Origin of the sequence: uncultured Algibacter sp., from assembly GCF_947490405.1 — a bacterium.
Taxonomy (GTDB): domain Bacteria; phylum Bacteroidota; class Bacteroidia; order Flavobacteriales; family Flavobacteriaceae; genus Algibacter_B.
Genome location: NZ_CANLGU010000009.1, coordinates 17,712 through 39,138, shown reverse-complemented (window position 1 = coordinate 39,138; position 21,427 = coordinate 17,712). Strand labels below are relative to the sequence as shown.

Genomic DNA, 21,427 nt, shown 5'->3' with positions numbered 1-21,427 from the left:
ATTATGAGTTTACAACAAGACATAATGATAGCTTTGAAAGAAGCTATGAAATCTAAAGATCAAACCGCTTTAACCGCATTGAGAGCTGTGAAATCAGCCATTTTATTAGCGCAAACTGAAAGTGGAGCAAAAGAAGATTTAACAGAAGAGCAAGAACTCAAAATACTTCAAAAATTAGTAAAACAAAGAAAGGATAGTGCTGCAATCTATTTAAATCAAGATAGAAAAGATTTAGCCTTACCAGAAATTGACGAAGCAGAAGTTATTAGTCAATTTTTACCAGAAGCATTAAGTGAAGAAGAGATTGAGAAAGTTGTTGTAGCCGTAATAGAGCAAACAGGAGCAGAAGGTATGAAAGATATGGGAAAAGTTATGGGTATGGTAAGTAAAGAACTAGCTGGACAAGCCGATGGAAAAACTATTTCTAATATTGTAAAAGCAAAGTTATCATAAAATAATATATCTGCTTTACGCAGAAAACGGCCCCGTGGCGCAACTGAATAGCGCATCAGATTTCGGCTCTGAGGGTTACAGGTTTGAATCCTGTCGGGGTCACGAATAAATAGAAAACATCTCTGTATCAATATATTTGTATACAGAGTTTTTTATTTCTCCCTATAACATAGATTAAAAGCTCTTTAGTATTAAATTAATTTGCACTATTGTTTTGTGTTTATTTTAATTTATCTATCTCCTGATTTTTTTTTTGAATCATACCTTTAAAGAAGTTAATGTTTTGTTGTAAACTAATTTTTCTAACATAGTTGTCAATTAATCCCTTTGTATTTGTGTTAAAAAATTTGTTTCCTAAAAAAAAAGCAATATATTTGGAAAACCAATCTGGTTAACCAATTTGGTTTTCCAAAAAGTATGGTAGACTGATTTTTAACTTTTCTAAACTAGATATTATGAAAACAAAACTACTTTTATTATTACTATGTGTATATACTTTGGGGTACTCCCAAACTTATGATCATACCTCCTATTTTATTAGTGAAATAGTTCCAAGCCCTCCTAATAGTAGTACTGCCTTTTTTAATGATTCTGATAATTCCTCCATGGAGCCTTATCAAACGGATACAGATGCAGGTATTGAATACTTTGAATTTAGAGGGCCAGCAAATGCCACTATTCCAGCTAATGTATATTTTATTGTAGTAGATGGAGATGGTGATGATAGTGATGTTTCATCAAACATTGGTAAAGTTAGAGAATCTATAAACTTAAGCGGCTTGCAATTTGGTAGTAATGGGATTTTAGCTATTGTTGCTGATATTACTATGAATACAGGAACTGGTGCAGTTGATTTACTTGGTGCAGATATAAGTGGTACAAAATTTATTAATCCTTTTGCTACTGATTTAGCTACTTCAGATGCTAATGTAGTAACTATACAATTAGTTGCTGATACCATAGATTGGACAGATGAAAGTCCTTCAGATGGAAATAACGAAACTTTAAATAACTACAATATTTCATCAATTACCCCAGATATCGGATATGATGGAACTTTTAATGATCAAAGTGCTACATATATGATAGTGCAATCTGCTACAGATCCAAAGGATGAGATTGTAGATACTAATGAAGATGGGGTTCTTGATGGAGCTGCCTTAACTTGGACGATATACGATTCTGTCAGTATATTAGATGATGATGACATTACTACTGGTAATGGAGAAGTAGGTGAATTTGGTTATGGTAAAATAATTTTTGTTGAACAACTTCTTTCTACAGACCCTTTACTTCGTTTTGATAGTTCCCTATCTCCTACAATAGTTACACTTAATCAGTATCCTAATTATGTAGCAAGACAAGGTACTTCTACTGGTTTTGCTTGTACTGTAGATGCTGTTAATAATGACGATTGGATGGCTGGACGTGTAAATTCTGTATCATATCCTGATTGGAGGTTTAGTAGTACAGGAACTAGAAATGTGCCTAGTACAGAATTAACAAGTATGAATTTAAGCGATTTTGGGGGGTTAACATATGGCGAAATTAATGTGAGTTTTCAGACGCTTTCTGTAGAAGGTAATTTAGTGTCAAACTTCAATATTTATCCTAACCCAGCAAAAGATCTATTGTATATAGATTCAAATACTATTGAGGTGTCTTCTATCAAAATTTATGATTTGTTAGGAAAACAAGTTTTTTCTCAAAACGGATTAGAGAATAACGCATTAAATATTTCTAGCTTAAATTCAGGGTTGTATTTGTTAAAGATTGATACTCTTGAAGGTGCTGTTAATAAGAAAATAATAGTTGAGTAATTTAGTTTGATTTTTAGAGTTGGAAAGTCTTTATTCCTTAAAATAAAGACTTTTTTTTATCTTACATTTTTAATATCATCATTTATGAGAAGGTTTTTGTTTATCGCTTTTCTAAGTTTTTTGAGTTTTTCATGTAATAGGGTTTCTACTGATTTAGGTGTTTTGGTTACTACTGTTTCTGAATTAGAAGAGTCTATTAATAAAGTTAAACCAGGAGATGTAATTGTTCTGGCAAATGGTACATGGAAAGATGTTGAAATAAAGTTTGAAGCAGAAGGTAGCGAGAGTAAACCTATTACCATTAAAGCTGAAACAGCTGGTGAAGTTTTTATTGAAGGTGTGTCTAGCTTAAAATTTGGAGGTAAATATTTAGTAGTAGATGGACTTCATTTTAGAAATGGTTATTCTCCGGATGAGGCAGTTGTGGTATTTAGAACAGATAAAGAAACAATAGCTAATCATTGTACTTTAACTAATAGCGTTATTGAAGATTTTAATAAAATGACACGCGATGATGCAGATAGATGGGTGCAATTTTGGGGAAGACACAACACCTTAAGTAACTGCTATATCGCTGGGAAAACTAATCGCGGACCAACTATTCGTGTTGATTTAAAAGGAAATGAACACATTAATAACTACCACCAAATTGTTAACAACCATTTTGGACCTAGGCCACCAAAAGGTGGTGCAAGTGGTGAAACTATTCAAATAGGCGATAGTTACTCATCTATGTCTCCAAGTTATACTATGGTTGCTAATAATTTATTTGAGGAGTGTAACGGTGAAGTAGAAATTATATCTAGTAAGACCAATTTTAACGAATTTAGAAACAATGTATTTTATAAAAGTGAAGGCTCTTTGGTTACTAGACATGGGAATTACTGTACCATTGATGGTAACTATTTTATTGGTGATGGCGTAAATGAAAATATTGGAGGCATCAGAATTATTAATACGGGGCATTGGGTAACTAATAACTATTTTTATAATTTAAAAGGTAAGAGTTTTAGAAGTCCTTTGGCTGTCATGAATGGCATCCCAAAATCACCTCTAAACAGGTATAATCAAGTAACAGATTTAGTGGTTGCTTATAATACTTATATTAATTGTAATTCACCTTGGCAATTTGGAGTTGGACAAAATCTGGCTCAAAAGGATGTATTGCCAGCTTCCGAAATTCGTTCAGCAAGACCCGTTCGATCTATAATAGCAAACAATGTGCTTTACAATGAAACAGGAGATAAATCTCCCGTTGTAGAACATGATAAAGCTGATGGGGTTGCATTCAAGAATAACATAATTAATAATCAAGACGTTGCATTTAAGACGTTTGAAGGGATAGAGCAACTAGATTTTGAGTTAAAAAAAGTATCAGAACATATCTCCTTGCCTGCTTTAAGTATCAATGTTCAACCTTATAAAGGGTTTGAGTTTGAAAAAATTTCTAAAGATCTATTTGGTAATTCAAGAAGCTCAAATAATAGTATAGGAGCAGTCGTAAACACCGATGCTAATAATCCTTCAATTTTAGATAAATCTCAATACGGACCAAGTTGGTTTTCCGATACAGTTGAAGCTAAAGCACCTAAAACTATTGAAGTTGCTGCTAGTGATAATCTTCAATCTAAAATAGATGAAGCAGAAAATGGAGATATAATTGTTTTAAAAACTGGAAAGCACTTGATAAAACAGTCCATTAATATTAAAAAGCATTTAAGCATTAAAGCTTTAGATGCATCAAAAACTGTTTTGTATTATTCAGGTGAACCCAATACACCTTTATTTCAATTGCATCCAAAAGGGTTTTTGAGTTTAGATGCTGTAATTTTAAAAGGCACGGGAACACAACATGCATTTGCTTCATTAAAAGATGATATGTATACACACTTTGGGTTATCGGTTACAAATTGTGATATAAGTGATTTTAACTACGTATTAAAAGTTTATAAGCAGTCATTTGCTGAAAGAATAACTTTTAAAAATACGTCTATTTCAAACTGTGAAAATGGTTTAGAATTATCTGAAGAAACTAATGATAGAGGTGATTATAATACAGAATATTTAACCGTTGATAATTGCCAGTTTAATAATGTAAAACAAAATGTTATTGATTATTACAGAGGTGGTTATGATGAGTCTACTATTGGTGGAAATCTAATTCTATCTAATAGTGTTTTCAGCAATTGTGGAGGCAAAGAAAAAAACGGTATTTTAATAAATACAAGAGGTATTATAAATGTAGATATTTCAGATAATACCTTTAAAAATAATTCAGTAAAGCTTGTAGCTTTATTGTGGGGTGCTAAAAATAATTCGCATGCTGACAATACAATTACGAATTCAGGTAAAATACGTGTAGAAGAAAATTTGAAATTAACATTAATGTATTAAAAATTCCATAACTAAAATGGAAAAGTGGTTATTCGTATTTGTTGTGCTTTTTGTAGTGTTTTCTTGTAAAAACAGTTCTAAAACTACTATAGAAACAACAACTAAAACAGACGATGTTATAATATTTCCAAGTGATGTTATTCCTTTTATGGATAAATGGAAAATCCTTTTAGGTGATGGTAGTAAAACAGATGCGCTTTTGAAATATAAAAAGAAAGGTTTTTTTTATGTTGAAAATGATGGTGAAACGAATTGGGTTGTATATAAAACTCCAAATGCTGGTATTACGTCACCAAATTCAAGTAATACAAGAACAGAATTAGGAGAAAAGAAACGTTGGATACCAGAAATAGGAGGTAAACTAACAGGGACTTTAAAAGTGGAGCATGTATCAACTACAGGAGATGCTACAGTCTCTTCTTCATTTTCGGTAGTGGTTGGACAAATACACAGTGATGAAGGACACAAAAATGAGCCATTAAAAATATATTTTAAAAAATTCCCTGGACATACTAAAGGCTCTGTATTTTGGAATTACGAAATAAATACTAAAGGCAATAATTCGGGTAGATGGGACTTTTCTACATCAGTTTGGGGTTATGATTTTTCAGTAGTTGGAGCAGATTCAGATACCTATCCCAAAGAACCAGAAGATGGCATAGCTTTAGGTGAAGTGTTTACTTATAAAGTAAATGTTTATAAAGGAATTATGTATCTCACTTTTACAAGAGGAGGTCATGAATCGGTTAAATTCACTAAAAATTTATTAAAATCAGATTTTTCAAAAAGATCTTACAGACCTCAACAAGTTACAGAAATATATACTTTAAGAGGACGAAATGGTGTTGAACAGGAAAATGCTTATGCTGGAGAGAAACAATTTTTTAAACAAGGAGCATATAATCAAGCTAACGAAAAATCTACTAAATCTGAAACTTATAAAGGTGATATAGCCAAACAGTATGAGAACGGAAGTTATGCTGAAGTCTGGTTTAAAGAAGCATCTGTTGGGTTAAGCACGCCTCCATTATAAAGCTTCCTTTAGCTTATTACATTTCAGTCTGAATTTAACACGTTTTATTTTGCATAACTTACAAATATATGTATATTTGGTAAACCAAACTGGTTAACCAATTTTAAAATGAAATTCTCGATCATATTTAGTTTTACACTGTTATTCTATTTTCAGATTGTAAATGCTCAAGTCTTGTTGGATGCCGATGGGTCAGGAAATACATATGAGTTAATTAATTCTGTATTAGCACCAGGACATAACGTTATTGAATCCCCAGATTGTAATCATTCAGCTTTTGGGAGACACATTGATGAGGTTTTTAATGCTGAATTAAATACAAATGTGTTTCGATTTCAAATTCATGTTACGCCAGATAATGATCGCTGTATAAATTTTGACAGACAGCGTAACGAAATAAAAGCCTATGATAAATCTCCAGATAACCTAAAGGGTATTGAGGGAGAAATTGTTGTTTATAAATGGAAATTTAAATTGGATGTAGGTTTTCAGTCGTCTCCAAATTTTACGCACATACATCAATTAAAATCTGTAGGTGGGGATTTGGCAAGTATGCCTATGTATACCTTAACCACAAGAAAAGGAGCTCCTGATCAGTTGGAACTTCGCTATGCAGAAACCAATAGTCAAATCACATTAAAAAAAACAGACTTGTTACCATTTACAGGAATTTGGCTTGAGGTAATAGAAACTATTACCTACGGAACAGCTGGCACATATGCCATTGAAATAAATAAGGTTAGCGATGGTAGCGAATTATTTAGTTATTCTAATAATGCTATTGTCAATTGGAGATCAGGAGCAGAATTTGTAAGACCAAAATGGGGTATTTATAGAAGTTTACTTAATGCTGCAGATTTAAGAGACGAACAAGCGTTGTTTTCTGGTTTTAGTATAGAAGAGGTAGATGCTTTATCGGTGAATGATTCTAACTTAAAAAAAAAATCGATTAGGATTGTGCCTAACCCGGCTTCAAATCAAGTTTCAATACTAGAAGCAACAGCTAACACTTTTAATCAATTGGATATATATGATAGTTTAGGTCGTCTTGTAAATCAATTAAAACCACTTTCTAAGAATATTAACATTTCCAAGCTCAACCCAGGTCTATACTTTATTGTATTTCGTAAAGATTCTTTTACTGTTGGTGTTGAAAGATTAATGGTTAAATGATTCAAATTAAATAATCTTTAAAATGAAGAAAACTATTTTGCAATATTCAAAAATTTCAAATACTATTTTGATTGTGTTACAAAAACATAGTTTTATGTTGCTGTTTTTGTTTTGCTCGTTAACTATGTTTTCTCAAACCACATATAATATTACAGACCCCGAGGATTTAGAAAATCAAACCTACATACCAGGAGATGTTATCATACTAGCAAATGGCACCTATAATACGGATGCGCGAATAAATTTTGTTGGTAATGGTACGTCAACAAATCCTATTATATTTAGAGCAGAAACACCAGGTGGTGTTGTTTTTACTGGTGGTTTAAGGATGGATATCGGAGGAGACTACGTGGTTGTTGATGGTTTTTATTGGCAGGGCGGTTATGGTGCTAGTAATTTTATTCAGTTTAGAGATGGTACAGATTACGCCAATTATAGTATCATTCAAAATTGTGCTATTAATGGTTTAACTGTTGATCCAAGTGATCAAGAGGCTGGCACAAGCGTAAAGCATAGGTGGATTGTATTATATGGAACGTATAACACGGTTACCAACTGTTCGTTTATGAATAAAACAAATGCTGGTGCTACGGTATTGGTTGAACTTTCGTATAATGCTGATGCTGGTCGTTGTGCTACAGTTGGCCATACCATTAGCAATAATTATTTCTATAAATATGAAAAAATAGATACTGCATTATCCAATGCAGGAGATAGTGAAACCATACGTATTGGTTCTAGCAATACCCAAAACGTAAACGCTAATGTTACAGTTACAAACAATTATTTTGTAGAGGCGGATGGTGAAAACGAAATTATTACGAATAAAAGTAAAAATAATATCTACACAAATAATACTTTTAGGAGGTGTAGAGGTTCTTTAGTATTACGTCATGGTTCTGATGCTATTGTTAATGGAAATTATTTTTTGGGAGAAGATGTAGATGGTACAGGAGGTATTAGGATTTCGGATAGCAACCATAGTATTACAAATAATTATATTCAAGATTGTATTACTGTTGTTAGTCAAGCCAAATGGAACAATGGTATTACATTTATCGGAGGCGGTGATAATGCTGCGGTTGATTGCAGCGCTTCGGGTCTTACAAATGGATATCAAAAAGTAGAAAATACAAGTCTTTCCAACAACACAATTGTGAATACAAACGCACCTTTGTATTATAATGAAGATAAAGGATCAACAGACCCATTGGGAGTAGTTTCGGATAACTTGATTTATTTTACTACTTCAGACCCTAATGTAACTAACGTTATTTCTGGGGATAGTGCCAGTGCTTTTGCTAATATGGGTACTGGACTAACCTATTCGGGCAATGTTTATACAGGAACTTCTTTAGGAGCAACAACTACAGGTTTTTCTGAAGAAACAGGAATTACAGCAACGGCAGATGGTGAAATCTTTACATTTTCAGGGACTGGATCTACAGGTAAAGGGGCAAATATGGGGTCATTCATACCAAAAACTGATAATATGGTTGGTTATGGCATAGGGGCTTGTTTTTTAGATAATATAGGAGTTGCAATTGCTGATGGTGATTGTACCATAGTAGTAGTCGACAATTTAACGGTTGGCACATTACCAGCGCTTGCTTCAGAAGCCTCTAGTAATGATGTAGATGTTAATGCAAATGTAAGCTGGACTGCAATATCAAATGATACTTGGATATCGATTGATACAAATTCAGGTACTGGTAATGCAACAGTTTCAGTTAGTGTAACAGAAAATACAGATACAAGTAGTAGATCGGGTTCTGTTACGTTTACTCAAGATCCTGGAGGTAATGATATAGCGAGAACATTAACGGTAACACAAGAAGGTGCTAATTTAACTGATTTGTACGATCTTATTAATACAGGTTTAGCGGGAGATCAAGTCAGTATTCATTCATTTTCAAAAGAAGAAGTAAATGGCACTACAAAATTTAATTATGCCTCAAACACTTTAGATAAAGATTTGGATACCGATTGGGCTGCAGATGACGGAGCTGTGGTTGCTGGAGATTATAAAGGTGATGGTGAATATATTATTTATGATTTAGGCAGTGAATACGAGCTTGAATTAATACAATTCAACACTACAAACAAATCTGATTCTTTTGGGTATCAAGTTTGGGTGTCTACAACTGGAACAAATGTTTCAGATTTTACAATGGCTTTACCAACAACAGGAGATTTGTTGCTTACGGCCACTGGTACTACTGATTTTAATCAATATGAAATTATGGTAAATGCGCGTTATGTGAAATTGGTCGGTTACGGTAGGTTTAATAATGCTGGTGATACTAGAACAAATGTTTGGTCTGCTATTAGTGAAATAGAATTTTTTGGTACTCAAAGTAATTTATCAATAAATAATAACGATTTAGTTAACGGTATAAAATTATACCCAGTTCCTGCAAAAAATTTACTGTATATTAAGAACTTAACTAATGCTATCAACACTATTAAAGTGTATAGTTTAGAAGGAAGAAAATTACTTGAAAAACAAGTTTTGGGTGCAACACAAAATTTAAGTTTAGATATATCATCTATTGGTAGTGGTACATACATTATTAGTTTTTCTGATGGTATTACTGCGGGTTCAAGAATAATTGTTGTTTCAAATTAAAAATGCTTATCATTATAAAATTGAGTAAAACAAAACACATTATGAAAAGGAATATGTCTATCTTATGTATTATTTTTTTAATATTCTTTTCATGTAAAGACAATAGCAACAATAAGAATAATTTAGCTGCTCAATCGGGGCATCCAAGTTTAATTTTAACAGAGCAAGGTGTTAAACAAATTAGAGCTAATTTAGGAAGTATACCCATTTTTGATATATCGTTGTCTGAAACTAAAGCAGACGTTGATGCTGAAATAAAAAATGGCATTGAAGTGCCTATTCCAAAGGACTATTCAGGAGGATACACACACGAGCGTCATAAAAGGAATTATATAAAAATGCAAAAAGCGGGTGTGCTTTATCAAATTTTAGAAGATGAAACCTATGCAAAATATGTAAGGGATATGTTGTTGGAATATGCTGCTTTGTATCCAACCTTTTCTGTTCATCCAAAACCACGTTCATACGCTAGAGGTAAACTGTTTTGGCAATGTTTAAATGATTCAAACTGGTTGGTATACACAAGTCAAGCTTATGATTGTATTTATGATTTTTTATCAGAAGAAGAGCGCAACAGATTAGAAACAGATTTATTTAGACCCTTTGCAGATTTTATTTCAAAAGAAAATCCAAAGTTTTTTAATCGCGTACATAATCATAGCACTTGGGGAAATGCAGCGGTTGGTATGATTGCTTTAGCTATTGATGATGATAGCTTATTACAAAGAGCAATGTATGGTTATAAAGAAGGGAAAATTGACCCTGAATTAAAAGATGATGATGGTGGTTATATAAATAGAGATGGTAAAATGGGTTTTTTAGCAAATTTAGACGAGCCCTTTTCACCTGATGGGTATTTTACTGAAGGTCCTTATTATCAAAGGTATGCATCATATCCATTTTTAATTTTTGCTCAAGCACTTCAAAATAAAAAACCAGAGCTAAATGTTTTATATCATAAAGACAGTGTTTTACTAAAAAGTGTTAATGCATTAATTAATTTATCTGATGCAGATGGAGATTTTTTTGTGCTTAATGATGCTCAAAAAGGGATGTCTTTACAAACTAAATCTTTAGTATCTGCTGTAGATATTGCGTATCATTTTGGAGGTAATAATCCTGAGTTGTTAAGTATTGCTAAAAGTCAAAACAATGTAACTTTAGATGATGCTGGATTAGCTGTTGCACTCGGAATAAAAAATGGAAAAGATAAACCGTTTAGTAAAAAATCAATTGAATTAACTGATGGTGCAGATGGTAATCAGGGGGCTGTTGGCGTGCTAAGAAATGAAAATTTAGAATTAGTTTACAAATACACAGCGCATGGTTTAAGTCACGGGCATTTTGATAAATTATCATTTTCATTATTTGAAAAAGGAAATGAAGTGGTGCAGGATTATGGAATGGCACGCTATGTAAATGTGGAGCAAAAAGGAGGGGGAAATTACCTTGAAGAAAATAAAACGTGGTCTAAACAAACCATTTCTCACAACACAATTGTTCAAAACGAAGCATCACAGTTTAAAGGTAAGTATGATATAGGATCCAAACATCACTCAGAAAAGTACATTTTTGATGACTCCAATAACTCTGTTCAAGTGGTTAGTGCCAAAGAGTCTAATGCTTACCCGGGAACAGAATTACATCGCACAATGGTTTTGATAGAAGATAAGGATTATAGTAATCCTTTCGTGTTAGATATAATGAGGGTAAAATCTAATGCACCTAATCAGTACGATTTGCCATTGTATTATCTAGGTCAGATTGTGCAAACCAATTTCAATTATAGTAAGTACGATTCTCCTAAAGTTTTAGGAACAAAACATGGCTATCAGCATTTATATGAAGAAGCAAAAGGTAGTCCAAACCAAGATAATATTAAACTTACCTGGTTAGCAAATAATACGTTTTACTCTTATTCAGCAACAGCAACAGCTAATGATGAAGTTATTTTGGCTAGAATTGGAGCTAATGACCCTGAGTATAATTTAAGGGCAGAACCATCTTTAATTATTAGAAGAAAAGATACCCAAAATACGGTATTTGCATCAATTATTGAATCACATGGTACGTATAGTCCAATCTCAGAATCTGCACTTAATGCCTACAGTAATATAAAATCTATAAAAGTGGTTTTTGATACTGATGCCTATACAGTTGTTCAATTTGAAACTACCAAAGGCAAAACAAAAGTATTTGCTATTTCAAATATGAATGCAGATAAAGAAATAGAGCATAAATTAACTATAAATAATAAAGCGCTAATCTGGAAAGGTGCTTTTACATTAAAATAAAACAAATTAAAATATTATGAAACGATTTAGTGAAAAGTATGTCATCACAAAGAACATGGAATGGGAAGAACTTGGTGGAGGTGTATCAAGAAAATTTTTAGGTTATGATAATCAAATCATGATGGTAAAAGTGAAATTTGATAAGGGCGCGTTAGGATCTCCACATCAACATTTTCATACCCAAGCTACGTATTGTGTTTCTGGTAAATTTGAATTTGAGATTGATGGCGAAAAGCAAATAGTTGAGGCTGGAGATGGTGTTTACATAGAACCTAATTTATTACATAGTGCAGTTTGCTTGGAAGAAGGTATGCTGATTGATACATTTAGTCCGGTAAGGGAGGATTTCCTCAGTGGTGGTGGAGTCTCTTATTTTGGGGATAAAAAGTAATAGAGTAAGCAATCTAACTCTGGCTTCTTGTGGTTTTATTAGATATCAGTATTAAAACTCAAATTTAATTGGTTATAACAAAAAAATAATATATATTTGGATAACCAATCTGGTTAACCAATTTTATGTTAACCAAAAATTAAACAATTTAAACTAAAATGTATAACACTTCACAGCAATTTAAAATATCTAAAAGGATTTTATAAAAAAAGGACAGGTGCACGCCTATCCTTTTAAAATTCATTTACTTCTTTTAGGAGGGAAGTAAAATACAACTGTATTTATAGTAATATAAATACCATCGTATTTAACAAAATTACAAAAAAAAATGTTGGATTTGGAGTTTATATAATTTGATTCACTAACTCAATTAATGTGAATAAAAAAATACGTATTGATTTTATATAAAAAAACGGATTATGAATTTAAAATTTAAGCTAACTCTAATCGTAATATTATTTTCTAATATTGTTTTGTTTGCTCAAAGCGGGATTACCATAAAAGGTTCTGTTGTTTCAGCAGATGATAACCTTCCTATTCCTGGTGTTAATGTGGTTGTGCTAAATACAACGAAGGGAGTAATTACTAATTTTGACGGTAGTTATGAAATTAAAGTTAACAAAGGAGATGTTTTGCAATTCTCCTATATTGGGTTTAAGTCTCAAACAGTAATTGTTGGAGATCAAACATCTATTAATGTGATGCTTTTGCAAGATTTAAGCGAACTAGATGAAATCGTAGTTGTAGCATACGGAGAGCAAAAACAAAAGAATGTAACAAGTGCACTAACAAAGATTGACTCTAAAGAGATTCAAGACATTGCGGTTGCTCGTGTTGAAGATGCACTTCAAGGTAGAGTTGCGGGTTTAAGAATACAAACTGTAGCGTCTGAAGCAGGGGGCGATCCAAAAATAACACTTAGAGGTCCTGGTTCAATAACAGGTTCCTCTTCACCATTAATTGTCGTTGATGGGGTTGTGTTAGGAACTGATGCAGATATTTTATCTTCTATTGATAACAATAATATTGAATCGATAAGTGTTTTAAAAGATGCTTCTTCAGTGGCTATTTATGGGTCTCGTGGAGCAAATGGCGTTATTTTGGTTACGCTCAAACAGGGGGTAGAGGGAAAAACAAGGTTTTCTTATAATACATTTACAGGTTATAAATTTGCAACCGACAATGAGAATTTTACATTTTCAGTTGCTGAAGAGAGGTCTCGTTTGGACGGTTTACAAAGTGCTGTTGATGGTATTGTAGATCCTGTAAATTTTGATAGAGTTAATCTTAGGTACAATCAAGCATATGCTGAATTAGAAGCTTGGGATTACTTATCATCTTTAAGTGGAGGTGAATTAGACTTACAGAAAGAAATTTTACCTGGTGGTAACATAACAAGTCATTCATTTGGGGCAAGAGGGGGATCTAAGCTCACAAAATATTCTGCATCTGTGGCATATCTTGAGGATGAAGGGATTGCTTTAGCTGATAATTTTAAAAAATATAATGCTAATTTAAAGATAGATACTAAGTCTAAAAACGAAAAGATAAAAGCAGGAGTTAACCTGCGTGCTAGTTATAATGATCAAGACAGGTTACCTGCTAGATTTACTGATGCGTTAAGACAATACGGTGCTATACCACTTCGCTTAAATCAAGAGCATCTAGATATTTTTAATGCATACAGAGATGCAGGAGGAGAACTAAGTACTGCAGGAACTCAATACGAAAATCTTGAAGTTGGTAGTTATGGGTTTTCCAGACTTTTTGATAGAGTATTTTTTCAAGATCAAGATAATCCTCGAAGCCTTTTAATAGATCCAGCCACTGGGCTTCCAGTAGTTAATACCCAACAAGGTTTGCCAGGGCAGTTAACATTAGGTCTAACTAGAAATGTTGGTCCACTGGTACCTTATTTTGAAAGATCAAGAATAAAACGAAGGTTTAGTTTAAATGCTTCTGCCTATATAGATTTTAAATTAGCCAAAGGTCTTAACTTTAAGCAGACTGTTTCGGGTGTTTTTAGACATACTAAGAATAATAACGCGGATTTTGTTTTTGGAAATGAAAACATTGTAAACTTCGGCGATGAGGCGTTTCGTTTAGAAAGAAGAGATGAGGTAAATCAGTATGTTTTTGAATCTGTTTTAAGATACAAGAGAGGTTTTGGCAACCATAACTTTAATACTATTCTAGGTTTTGAATTCACTAATAGAGACTTTTCTAGACAAGAATCAGAAGCTTTTGGTGTTTATTCTAATGATTTTAACAACAACATTGCACTAGCAGACGGCGGTACAACATTTACACAAAACGGATCGGATAAATTAGTTTCTTATTTTGGTAGGTTAGACTATAACTATGATGAAAAGTACTTGGTGCAAATTTCAGCACGTACAGATGGTAGTACTAGGTTTGGCTCTAATACCAGATTTGGATTTTTTCCAGCTGCATCTGTTGGGTGGAATGTGTCAAGTGAAGAGTTCTTAGCCTCAAGTGATGTTATTACCTTTCTTAAGTTAAGAGCTAGTTATGGTATTTCAGGTTCTAATCAAATTTCAAATAACATATTTGATTCCTTATATAGATTTGAAGAAACCTATGCTGTAATAAGTGCTAATGGAGAATCGGGTGTTAAAAATACTGCGTTATCAAATTCAAATTTAGGTTGGGAGAAATTAGTTGAGTTTAACCCTGGTCTGGATATAACTTTCGGAAGAAATCTATTTAGCTTGACTGCCGATTACTATACAAGGACTAGTGAAGATTTAATACTTTCTGCTCCAGTTTCTGCAACTTATGGTGTTGATACATTTTTGCAAAATATAGGAAAAGTAAGGAACCAAGGTGTTGAACTTGCTTTAAGTTCTAGAATTTGGACCAATGAGAATTTTAGCTGGAGAGCCTCTGGTCAATTTGGCTTAAATAGAAATGAAGTATTAGATTTAGGAGGAAATGAACAAATAATATCTAGAATAGATCAAGAAAGTAGACCTACAGAGTTTATTGCTGGAATAGGTTTGCCTATTACATCATTCTATGGTTATGTTTTTGATAGGGAAATTGATATAGATTTTATCGAAAACCCATTCAATAGATTTAATAATGATTTTGCTGAAGTATATGTAAAAGATTTAAATGGAGATGGTATTATAGATGCAGATGATAGAACGGAAATAGGTAGTCCTTATCCAGATTTCACTTGGGGATTCAATTCCGATATCTCATATAAAAACTTAGATTTCACTTTTCAGTTCCAAGGGTCTCATGGTGGAGAAGTTAGGGTGGCAGATTTAGATCAATTACTTTTTGCAAGTGAAGGAGCTGTCCAAGCTACAGCACTACCTGAAGTAGAACGAGATAAGGTTGTTGCAAGAAGATTTACTAGTGCGCACATACAAGATGCTTCTTTTGTAACATTAAGAAACATTACTATAGGCTATACTATTCCAGAGAGATTAACTAACAAACTAAATTTTGATAGATTGAGAATATATTTAACAGGAAATAATTTGTTGTATTGGACAGCAAAAGGATACCAAGGATTTAACCCAGAAGCTGCAGGACAAACATCAAGTAATGCAAATACACCTTTAACAGCAGGTTACCAAAGAGGAGACGGGCCTGTGGTAAGAACTATATCAGCTGGTATTAACTTTCAATTTTAATTAACTATGAAAAAGACATTTAAATACATAAAAGTATGCCTAATTATGGTTGCTTTTCTTACTAGTTGTGAAGAAGAGTTAGATTTAGATAACCCAAATGCATTTTCTCTTGAGGAATTATTACAAACTGCTGATGGATTTGAGTTATTAGCAATTGGAGTTATAGATAGCTATCAGAAAATTCCAGCAAATGAATTTTTGTTGATTGAGTTAAGGTCTGATAATAGTAGAGCTAATGCTCAAAACGGTGTTTATCCTGATGTTGATGCTTATAATATGGATGCTAACAATGGTGATGCAGCAACATATTGGTCTAACAACTATGCAACTATTTTTAGAGCAAATACAATTATAGAAAATCGTTTTTTAGCACCAGAAGAATTTCAATATACTATCGGTGAAGCATACTTCTTCAGAGCATTGTGTCACTTTAATTTGGTAAGAGCTTATCAAAATGTACCATATCTAGATGAAGTACTAGATATTAATTCAGATGAAGCCGAGAACTTTCCTCAATTACCACCATCACAGGTTTATGAGAGAATTATTGAAGACTTTAGAACATCAATAGCTTTTTTAAACGGAGCTCCTCAAAATAGGTATCGACCTTCAGAAGGCGCAGCTATATGTTTATTAGCTAAAACTTTTCTAAGTCAACCTAACCCTAATTATGCTGAAGCTGAATTGTTATTAGCCTCAGTGGTAGAAAATAATGGGGCATTCGGATACGATTTGTTAACCATCGATAGAGATGAATCAGAGAATTTTTTATTCGATGCAGATCCAACAGATCCTACTATAAATATTCTTACCACAGAAGAATATAGAGCAAATCAGGCCATTACTTATGCTAAGGTTTTTGGTAATGAGTTCATTGGAGAGTTTTCATCTGATAATTTAAGATTAGATGGGTCGTTTACAAATAACGAAGGTTTAGAACTTCATGAAGAGATTATTTTCTCTATTTCTTATGAAGCAATTAATACAGATAACGTTGTAAGTAGTCAAAGTGGTTTAGATGATCAAGTCGAAACTGATGCTGAAGGGTTTAGTAATGCAATGACAGCTAGCGGTCCGTCCAATGGTGTAAATGTTGCAACCTTAGATCTTTTATCTTTAATGACTCCAGAACTCCAACCTGTTAGGTTTGATGGGACCTTTCGGAGTATTACAGTTATCGCAGATGATCTTTTAAATGACACATTCAATTCAAAATATCCATCTTCTGGTGAAGCTAATGGGAATGATTGGATTGTTTTAAGGTATGCAGATGTATTATTATTATACGCCGAAGCTATATTAGCTGGAGGAGATTCCACTACCGACACTAGAGCAATTGAAGCATTCAATCAGGTAAGGTTAAGAGCAGGACTAGAAGAAGTTGTTAATTTAACAAAGCAACAATTATTGGAGGAACGCAGGATGGAGTTTACGTTTGAAAATCAACGTCTATATGATTTAATAAGATTTAATGAGGCAGATAATTTCTTAGGTGCGCACTCTGATAGAAATGGATTCTTGTACACGAGCGATAAAATCTATCTTCCTATTCCACAAAGAGAATTAGATAACTTACCAGGTGTTTATAGACAAAATAATGGATACTAAATTAAAAATTGTAACGATGAGAAAATATTTGTTTAATTTAAAATGTATGATCTTAGGAACATTTGTATTCTTAAGTTCATGTTTAAATGACGATTTGCCTGGTGAAGGAGATTTAATGGATCTTACAGGTCCAACACCTTCATTTAATTTTGAAGAAATTACTGTATCGCAATTCACCTGTGACGAAGTTTTAATATTTGCTGATTATGAAATTTATTTCGAAGCGGGAACTAACTTATCTGTGAACGGAACACAGTATGAATGGGAAGTTACAGAAGTTGTGAACCCAAATACTGAACAAGAACAGGAAATACCAGTTGAAGTAGATTATATAAATAGTGAAAGAACACGATTGATGGCTTCTATACAGGCTTTAAATGTAGACGTTATAACTATAGAAGAGGACATCGAAGAGCTTGAACTAAAGTTACCTTGTGAAACTGATCAAGTAAAGATAGATGCAATTTTAGCTGAGATTAATGCTTTAGAAAGTGCTTTAGAATCTGTAAAAGGAGCCTTAACAAATGATACTATAGAAAGTATAGCAGATTTGGAAAGTCAAATTTCTAATTTACCAGTAGGTACAATTAATGATCAAAATGTAATTGTTGCTTTCCCTGGTCCGGGTACATACAAAATTGCTTTGACAGTAACTGATAACAATGGTTGGAGTAATATTATAGATGAAAATCTTACTATAGTTGAAGCAGTACCGACTATTCCAGTTCCTGAAATTGGAGAGCCAAGTTTTGAGGATAATAGTTTACCTGACGGAACAGGAGATGGTAGGGATTCATGGCGGGTACCAAGTAATAGTGCATGGAGCCCATTAGGTGGAGGTACTACAGTAATACAAATTAATACAGATACTAATCCAGTAGATCCTCCTAATTTGCCAGATGGAAGACAAGCCGCTAAGTTTCCTGCAGGTGGAGCTAGAGTAGCTTACCAAGAAATAGAAGTAACACCTGGAGCAGAATATGTTCTAACATATCATTCAGCTTTTGAAGTTACCCAATTTGCAGAACTTAAAGTTTCAATTTTGAAACCATCAACATCAAATTATACTGAATCTTTGCTAGAAGACAATATTATTGCTTCTAGAACAGATAATAATATAGATAGGGTTGATAATATATGGAGACAACATGCACTTTCTTTTGAAGCGGGTGAAAACGAGTCTGTAATCATTTTTGTAACTAATTCAGGGGATGAAAGTAGATTAGATTCTTTCGAGATTTTAGTAAAACAATAAATAAGATTTTTAAAAACAAAATATTATGATTTGTAAAATAATTAAGAAATACAACATAGGTGTTTTTTTGATACTGCCTATGTTTCTGGGGCTAATATCATGTTATGATAGTGGTTCCGAAGAGTTTGTTCCGCCAACAGGAAATGTAAATAATATACAGCCCAATACTCTATTTACAACAAGTACTAGTGCAAGTGATAATTTAACAATTGTATTTAGAAGTTATTCCACAGACGCAACTTCATACTTTTGGGATTTTGGTGATGGAAATACCTCAACCGAAGCCAATCCAGATTATACTTACGCTACAGGAGGTTTGTATGCAGTAAAGCTGACTACTACAAGCTCTGATGGTTTAACAGCTGAAGCTATTGAAAATGTATCACCTATTTTTGTTGACTTCAACTTTGGTGCAATAGATTCTCAGGTAACATTCGAAAACCTTACAACAGGAGCTAAAACTTTAGTTTGGGATTTTGGAGATGGTAACACAGTAGAGTGGGATGCTGAAGACGCAGGAACCGATTCAAATTTTAGTCCGATACACTCATATATAACTGCAGAAACTTTTACAGTAACACTTATAGCAACAAACTATTTGGGAGTTGGAGTTTCAGTTACTAAAAATATTGAAGGTTTGGTATTATCAACCGTTCCAGATTTTACATTTGATGTGTCTTCACTAGATGTACAGTTTACAGATGCTTCAATTTTAGCAGTATCTCATAGTTGGGATTTTGGAGATGGTAATACATCAACCGAAACTAGTCCTTCACATACATATGCAGTAGCTGGAACTTATAATGTTACATTAACAACAACAAATGAAGCTGGTGTATCTAGAAGTATTACTAAACCTGTTCCTGTAGGAGGAATAGAGCCTACCTTTAAGGTTATAGTGCAAAACAGTACATGTAACGATCATACATCTAATACAGGTGATAATGCTGATGCATGGGATATGACACCAAATAGCACTGTGGTTGATGATAATTTAGGAACTATAGATAGTCCATACAGAGCACTTTGGCGAAATACCGATTTAAACGCCTATATAGATGCTACATTCTGCACCAACGAACAACCAGGGTCTACCAGTGATGGTAATAAATTTGGACCTAACGCAGGAGGGGGTAGAGGTGTGAAGTTAAGTAATAGCTGTCGTCGATTATATCAATTAGTTAATGTTGAGCCAGGTGTAGAATACACCTTTACAATTGATACACGTTCTGAAGTAGAAGGAATTAATACGGAAGTTTTTATTTTAAATAATGAAATTACTACTGAAGATGCTATAAATACTGAAGCTGAACGTGCAACGAATACAGATGGTTATGCTTTGATAGATAATGATTTTAATGGTAGTAAATCGTCAAGTTCCAACGACACTTTTACCACAACTACATTTACATTTGAGGCTTCGGCAAATATTGCAGTAATCTATGTTAGAGCTTTAAAAGCTGTTGATAGCAGTAACGAAGTGTTTATTGATAACATTGATATAATTACACCAGGGTTTTAATTAGCACTTATTAACTATTACACTGGTATAATTGTTGAATATTGATTCTTTGGTTTTATAATTATAAAACCAAAGAATCAATAAAATAATAAAAATGAAGTATTTAAAAATAACTTTACTTAATTCTCTTTTAATTCTGCTTGTATTAAGTGGTAACATTACTATTGCACAATCGGGTCAGATTAAGAATTCTGAGACTGAAAAAGTTGAAAAGAAGAAAAAAAAGAAGAAAAAAAAGAAAATAAGGCTTCCAGATATAGATTTAAGCCACTGGAAAGTAACGTTACCAGTAACAAACGAAAAGGGTAAACCTTATGAGATTAATCCACCAGAGATTTTTGAATTTGCAACTAATGAAAAGGCAAAGCCATACATGTATATTGATTCTACTAGAGGAGCCATTGTGTTTCATGCAATGCCAACTGCATCTAAAACTAAGAATACAAAATATACAAGGTCTGAGTTAAGAGAGCAAATGGAGCCAGGAAATAATAATAAAAACTGGACTTTTGCTGATGGTGCTTATATGAAAGGTAAAATTTCTATGGCTGAATCATCCACAGATTCTGATGGGAAATACCATCGTACTATTATTATGCAAATACATGGTAGATTAACAAATGAGCAGAGAGATATTATTGGGGAAGATGATAATAATGCACCTCCAATACTAAAAATATACTGGGATAAAGGTAAAATTAGAGTTAAAACCAAGGTGTTAAAGAATTTAAATGCCACTTATGAAGAAATGTTACATGAAGATGCGTGGGGAGATGATGAAGGGTTTAATTTTGAGCAAGAAGTTGGATTTAGAAAATTTATTTTAGAAGTAAAAATTTCTGATGGAAAAATGGTAGTGGTGTTAAATGGTAATGAGTATAAGGTCTATGAAAATATTCATATTCGTAAATGGGGTGTTTTTGAAAATTATTTCAAAGCTGGAAATTATTTCCAATCTAGAGATAAAGGTGCATACTCAAAAGTAAGATTTTATGAATTAGAAGTAAGTCATTAAAATCGTATCGTATCAAAGAATGTTATTAGGTGTAATACCTATTAATCGTTTTAGCGTTTTTATTAATAAAATATAATATTATCAGAAATTAGGTGTAAAGAATTAGAAGTTTAATCGTTTTTGTTTAATTTTAGCGCTAATATTTGGTTAACCAGTTGTAAGAAAAGTAATT

General features: G+C 32.9%; 13 protein-coding genes and 1 tRNA gene. All 14 read left to right on the top strand.

The features are described 5' to 3' along the window. Nucleotides 1-3 precede the first annotated feature (3 nt). The 14 genes from Q0772_RS15695 to Q0772_RS15630 all read left to right on the top strand — a co-directional run bounded on the left by Q0772_RS15695 (nucleotide 4) and on the right by Q0772_RS15630 (nucleotide 21,255). Nucleotides 4-453, top strand: coding sequence for a GatB/YqeY domain-containing protein (locus Q0772_RS15695; RefSeq protein ID WP_298346748.1), 450 nt, complete (start codon nucleotides 4-6; stop codon nucleotides 451-453). A gap of 28 nt (nucleotides 454-481) precedes the next feature. Further along, a tRNA-Arg gene (locus Q0772_RS15690) sits at nucleotides 482-555 on the top strand. Nucleotides 556-908: 353 nt separating this feature from the next. Beyond that, nucleotides 909-2,273, top strand: coding sequence for a T9SS type A sorting domain-containing protein (locus Q0772_RS15685; RefSeq protein WP_298346746.1), 1,365 nt, complete (start codon nucleotides 909-911; stop codon nucleotides 2,271-2,273). Between the two features lie 84 nt (nucleotides 2,274-2,357). Further along, nucleotides 2,358-4,667: a chondroitinase-B domain-containing protein gene (locus Q0772_RS15680; protein WP_298346744.1), complete on the top strand. Its 2,310-nt coding sequence runs from the start codon at nucleotides 2,358-2,360 to the stop codon at nucleotides 4,665-4,667. Between the two features lie 16 nt (nucleotides 4,668-4,683). Further along, nucleotides 4,684-5,700 carry a polysaccharide lyase family 7 protein gene (locus Q0772_RS15675; protein ID WP_298346742.1) on the top strand — a complete coding sequence of 339 codons (1,017 nt, stop codon included), beginning with the start codon at nucleotides 4,684-4,686 and terminating at the stop codon, nucleotides 5,698-5,700. A gap of 108 nt (nucleotides 5,701-5,808) precedes the next feature. Next, nucleotides 5,809-6,873, top strand: a complete 1,065-nt coding sequence (locus Q0772_RS15670; RefSeq protein ID WP_298346739.1) for a T9SS type A sorting domain-containing protein — start codon at nucleotides 5,809-5,811, stop codon at nucleotides 6,871-6,873. Nucleotides 6,874-6,895: 22 nt separating this feature from the next. Further along, nucleotides 6,896-9,502, top strand: coding sequence for a chondroitinase-B domain-containing protein (locus tag Q0772_RS15665; protein WP_298346737.1), 2,607 nt, complete (start codon nucleotides 6,896-6,898; stop codon nucleotides 9,500-9,502). A 41-nt stretch (nucleotides 9,503-9,543) separates the two neighbouring features. Continuing rightward, nucleotides 9,544-11,796, top strand: coding sequence for an alginate lyase family protein (locus Q0772_RS15660; protein WP_298346735.1), 2,253 nt, complete (start codon nucleotides 9,544-9,546; stop codon nucleotides 11,794-11,796). Between the two features lie 16 nt (nucleotides 11,797-11,812). Further along, nucleotides 11,813-12,187 (top strand): cupin domain-containing protein, encoded by a 375-nt coding sequence (locus Q0772_RS15655; RefSeq protein ID WP_298346733.1) that lies wholly within the window; start codon nucleotides 11,813-11,815, stop codon nucleotides 12,185-12,187. A 419-nt stretch (nucleotides 12,188-12,606) separates the two neighbouring features. Beyond that, on the top strand, nucleotides 12,607-15,855 hold the full coding sequence (locus Q0772_RS15650) for a SusC/RagA family TonB-linked outer membrane protein (RefSeq protein WP_298346731.1): 3,249 nt from the start codon (nucleotides 12,607-12,609) through the stop codon (nucleotides 15,853-15,855). Nucleotides 15,856-15,861: 6 nt separating this feature from the next. Then, nucleotides 15,862-17,463: a RagB/SusD family nutrient uptake outer membrane protein gene (locus Q0772_RS15645; protein ID WP_298346728.1), complete on the top strand. Its 1,602-nt coding sequence runs from the start codon at nucleotides 15,862-15,864 to the stop codon at nucleotides 17,461-17,463. A 46-nt stretch (nucleotides 17,464-17,509) separates the two neighbouring features. After that, nucleotides 17,510-18,718: a hypothetical protein gene (locus Q0772_RS15640; protein ID WP_298346726.1), complete on the top strand. Its 1,209-nt coding sequence runs from the start codon at nucleotides 17,510-17,512 to the stop codon at nucleotides 18,716-18,718. A gap of 25 nt (nucleotides 18,719-18,743) precedes the next feature. Beyond that, entirely contained in the window at nucleotides 18,744-20,240 is a 1,497-nt protein-coding gene (locus Q0772_RS15635; RefSeq protein ID WP_298346724.1) for a PKD domain-containing protein, read from the top strand. A gap of 94 nt (nucleotides 20,241-20,334) precedes the next feature. Continuing rightward, nucleotides 20,335-21,255, top strand: a complete 921-nt coding sequence (locus Q0772_RS15630; RefSeq protein ID WP_298346722.1) for a polysaccharide lyase family 7 protein — start codon at nucleotides 20,335-20,337, stop codon at nucleotides 21,253-21,255. Nucleotides 21,256-21,427 lie beyond the last annotated feature (172 nt).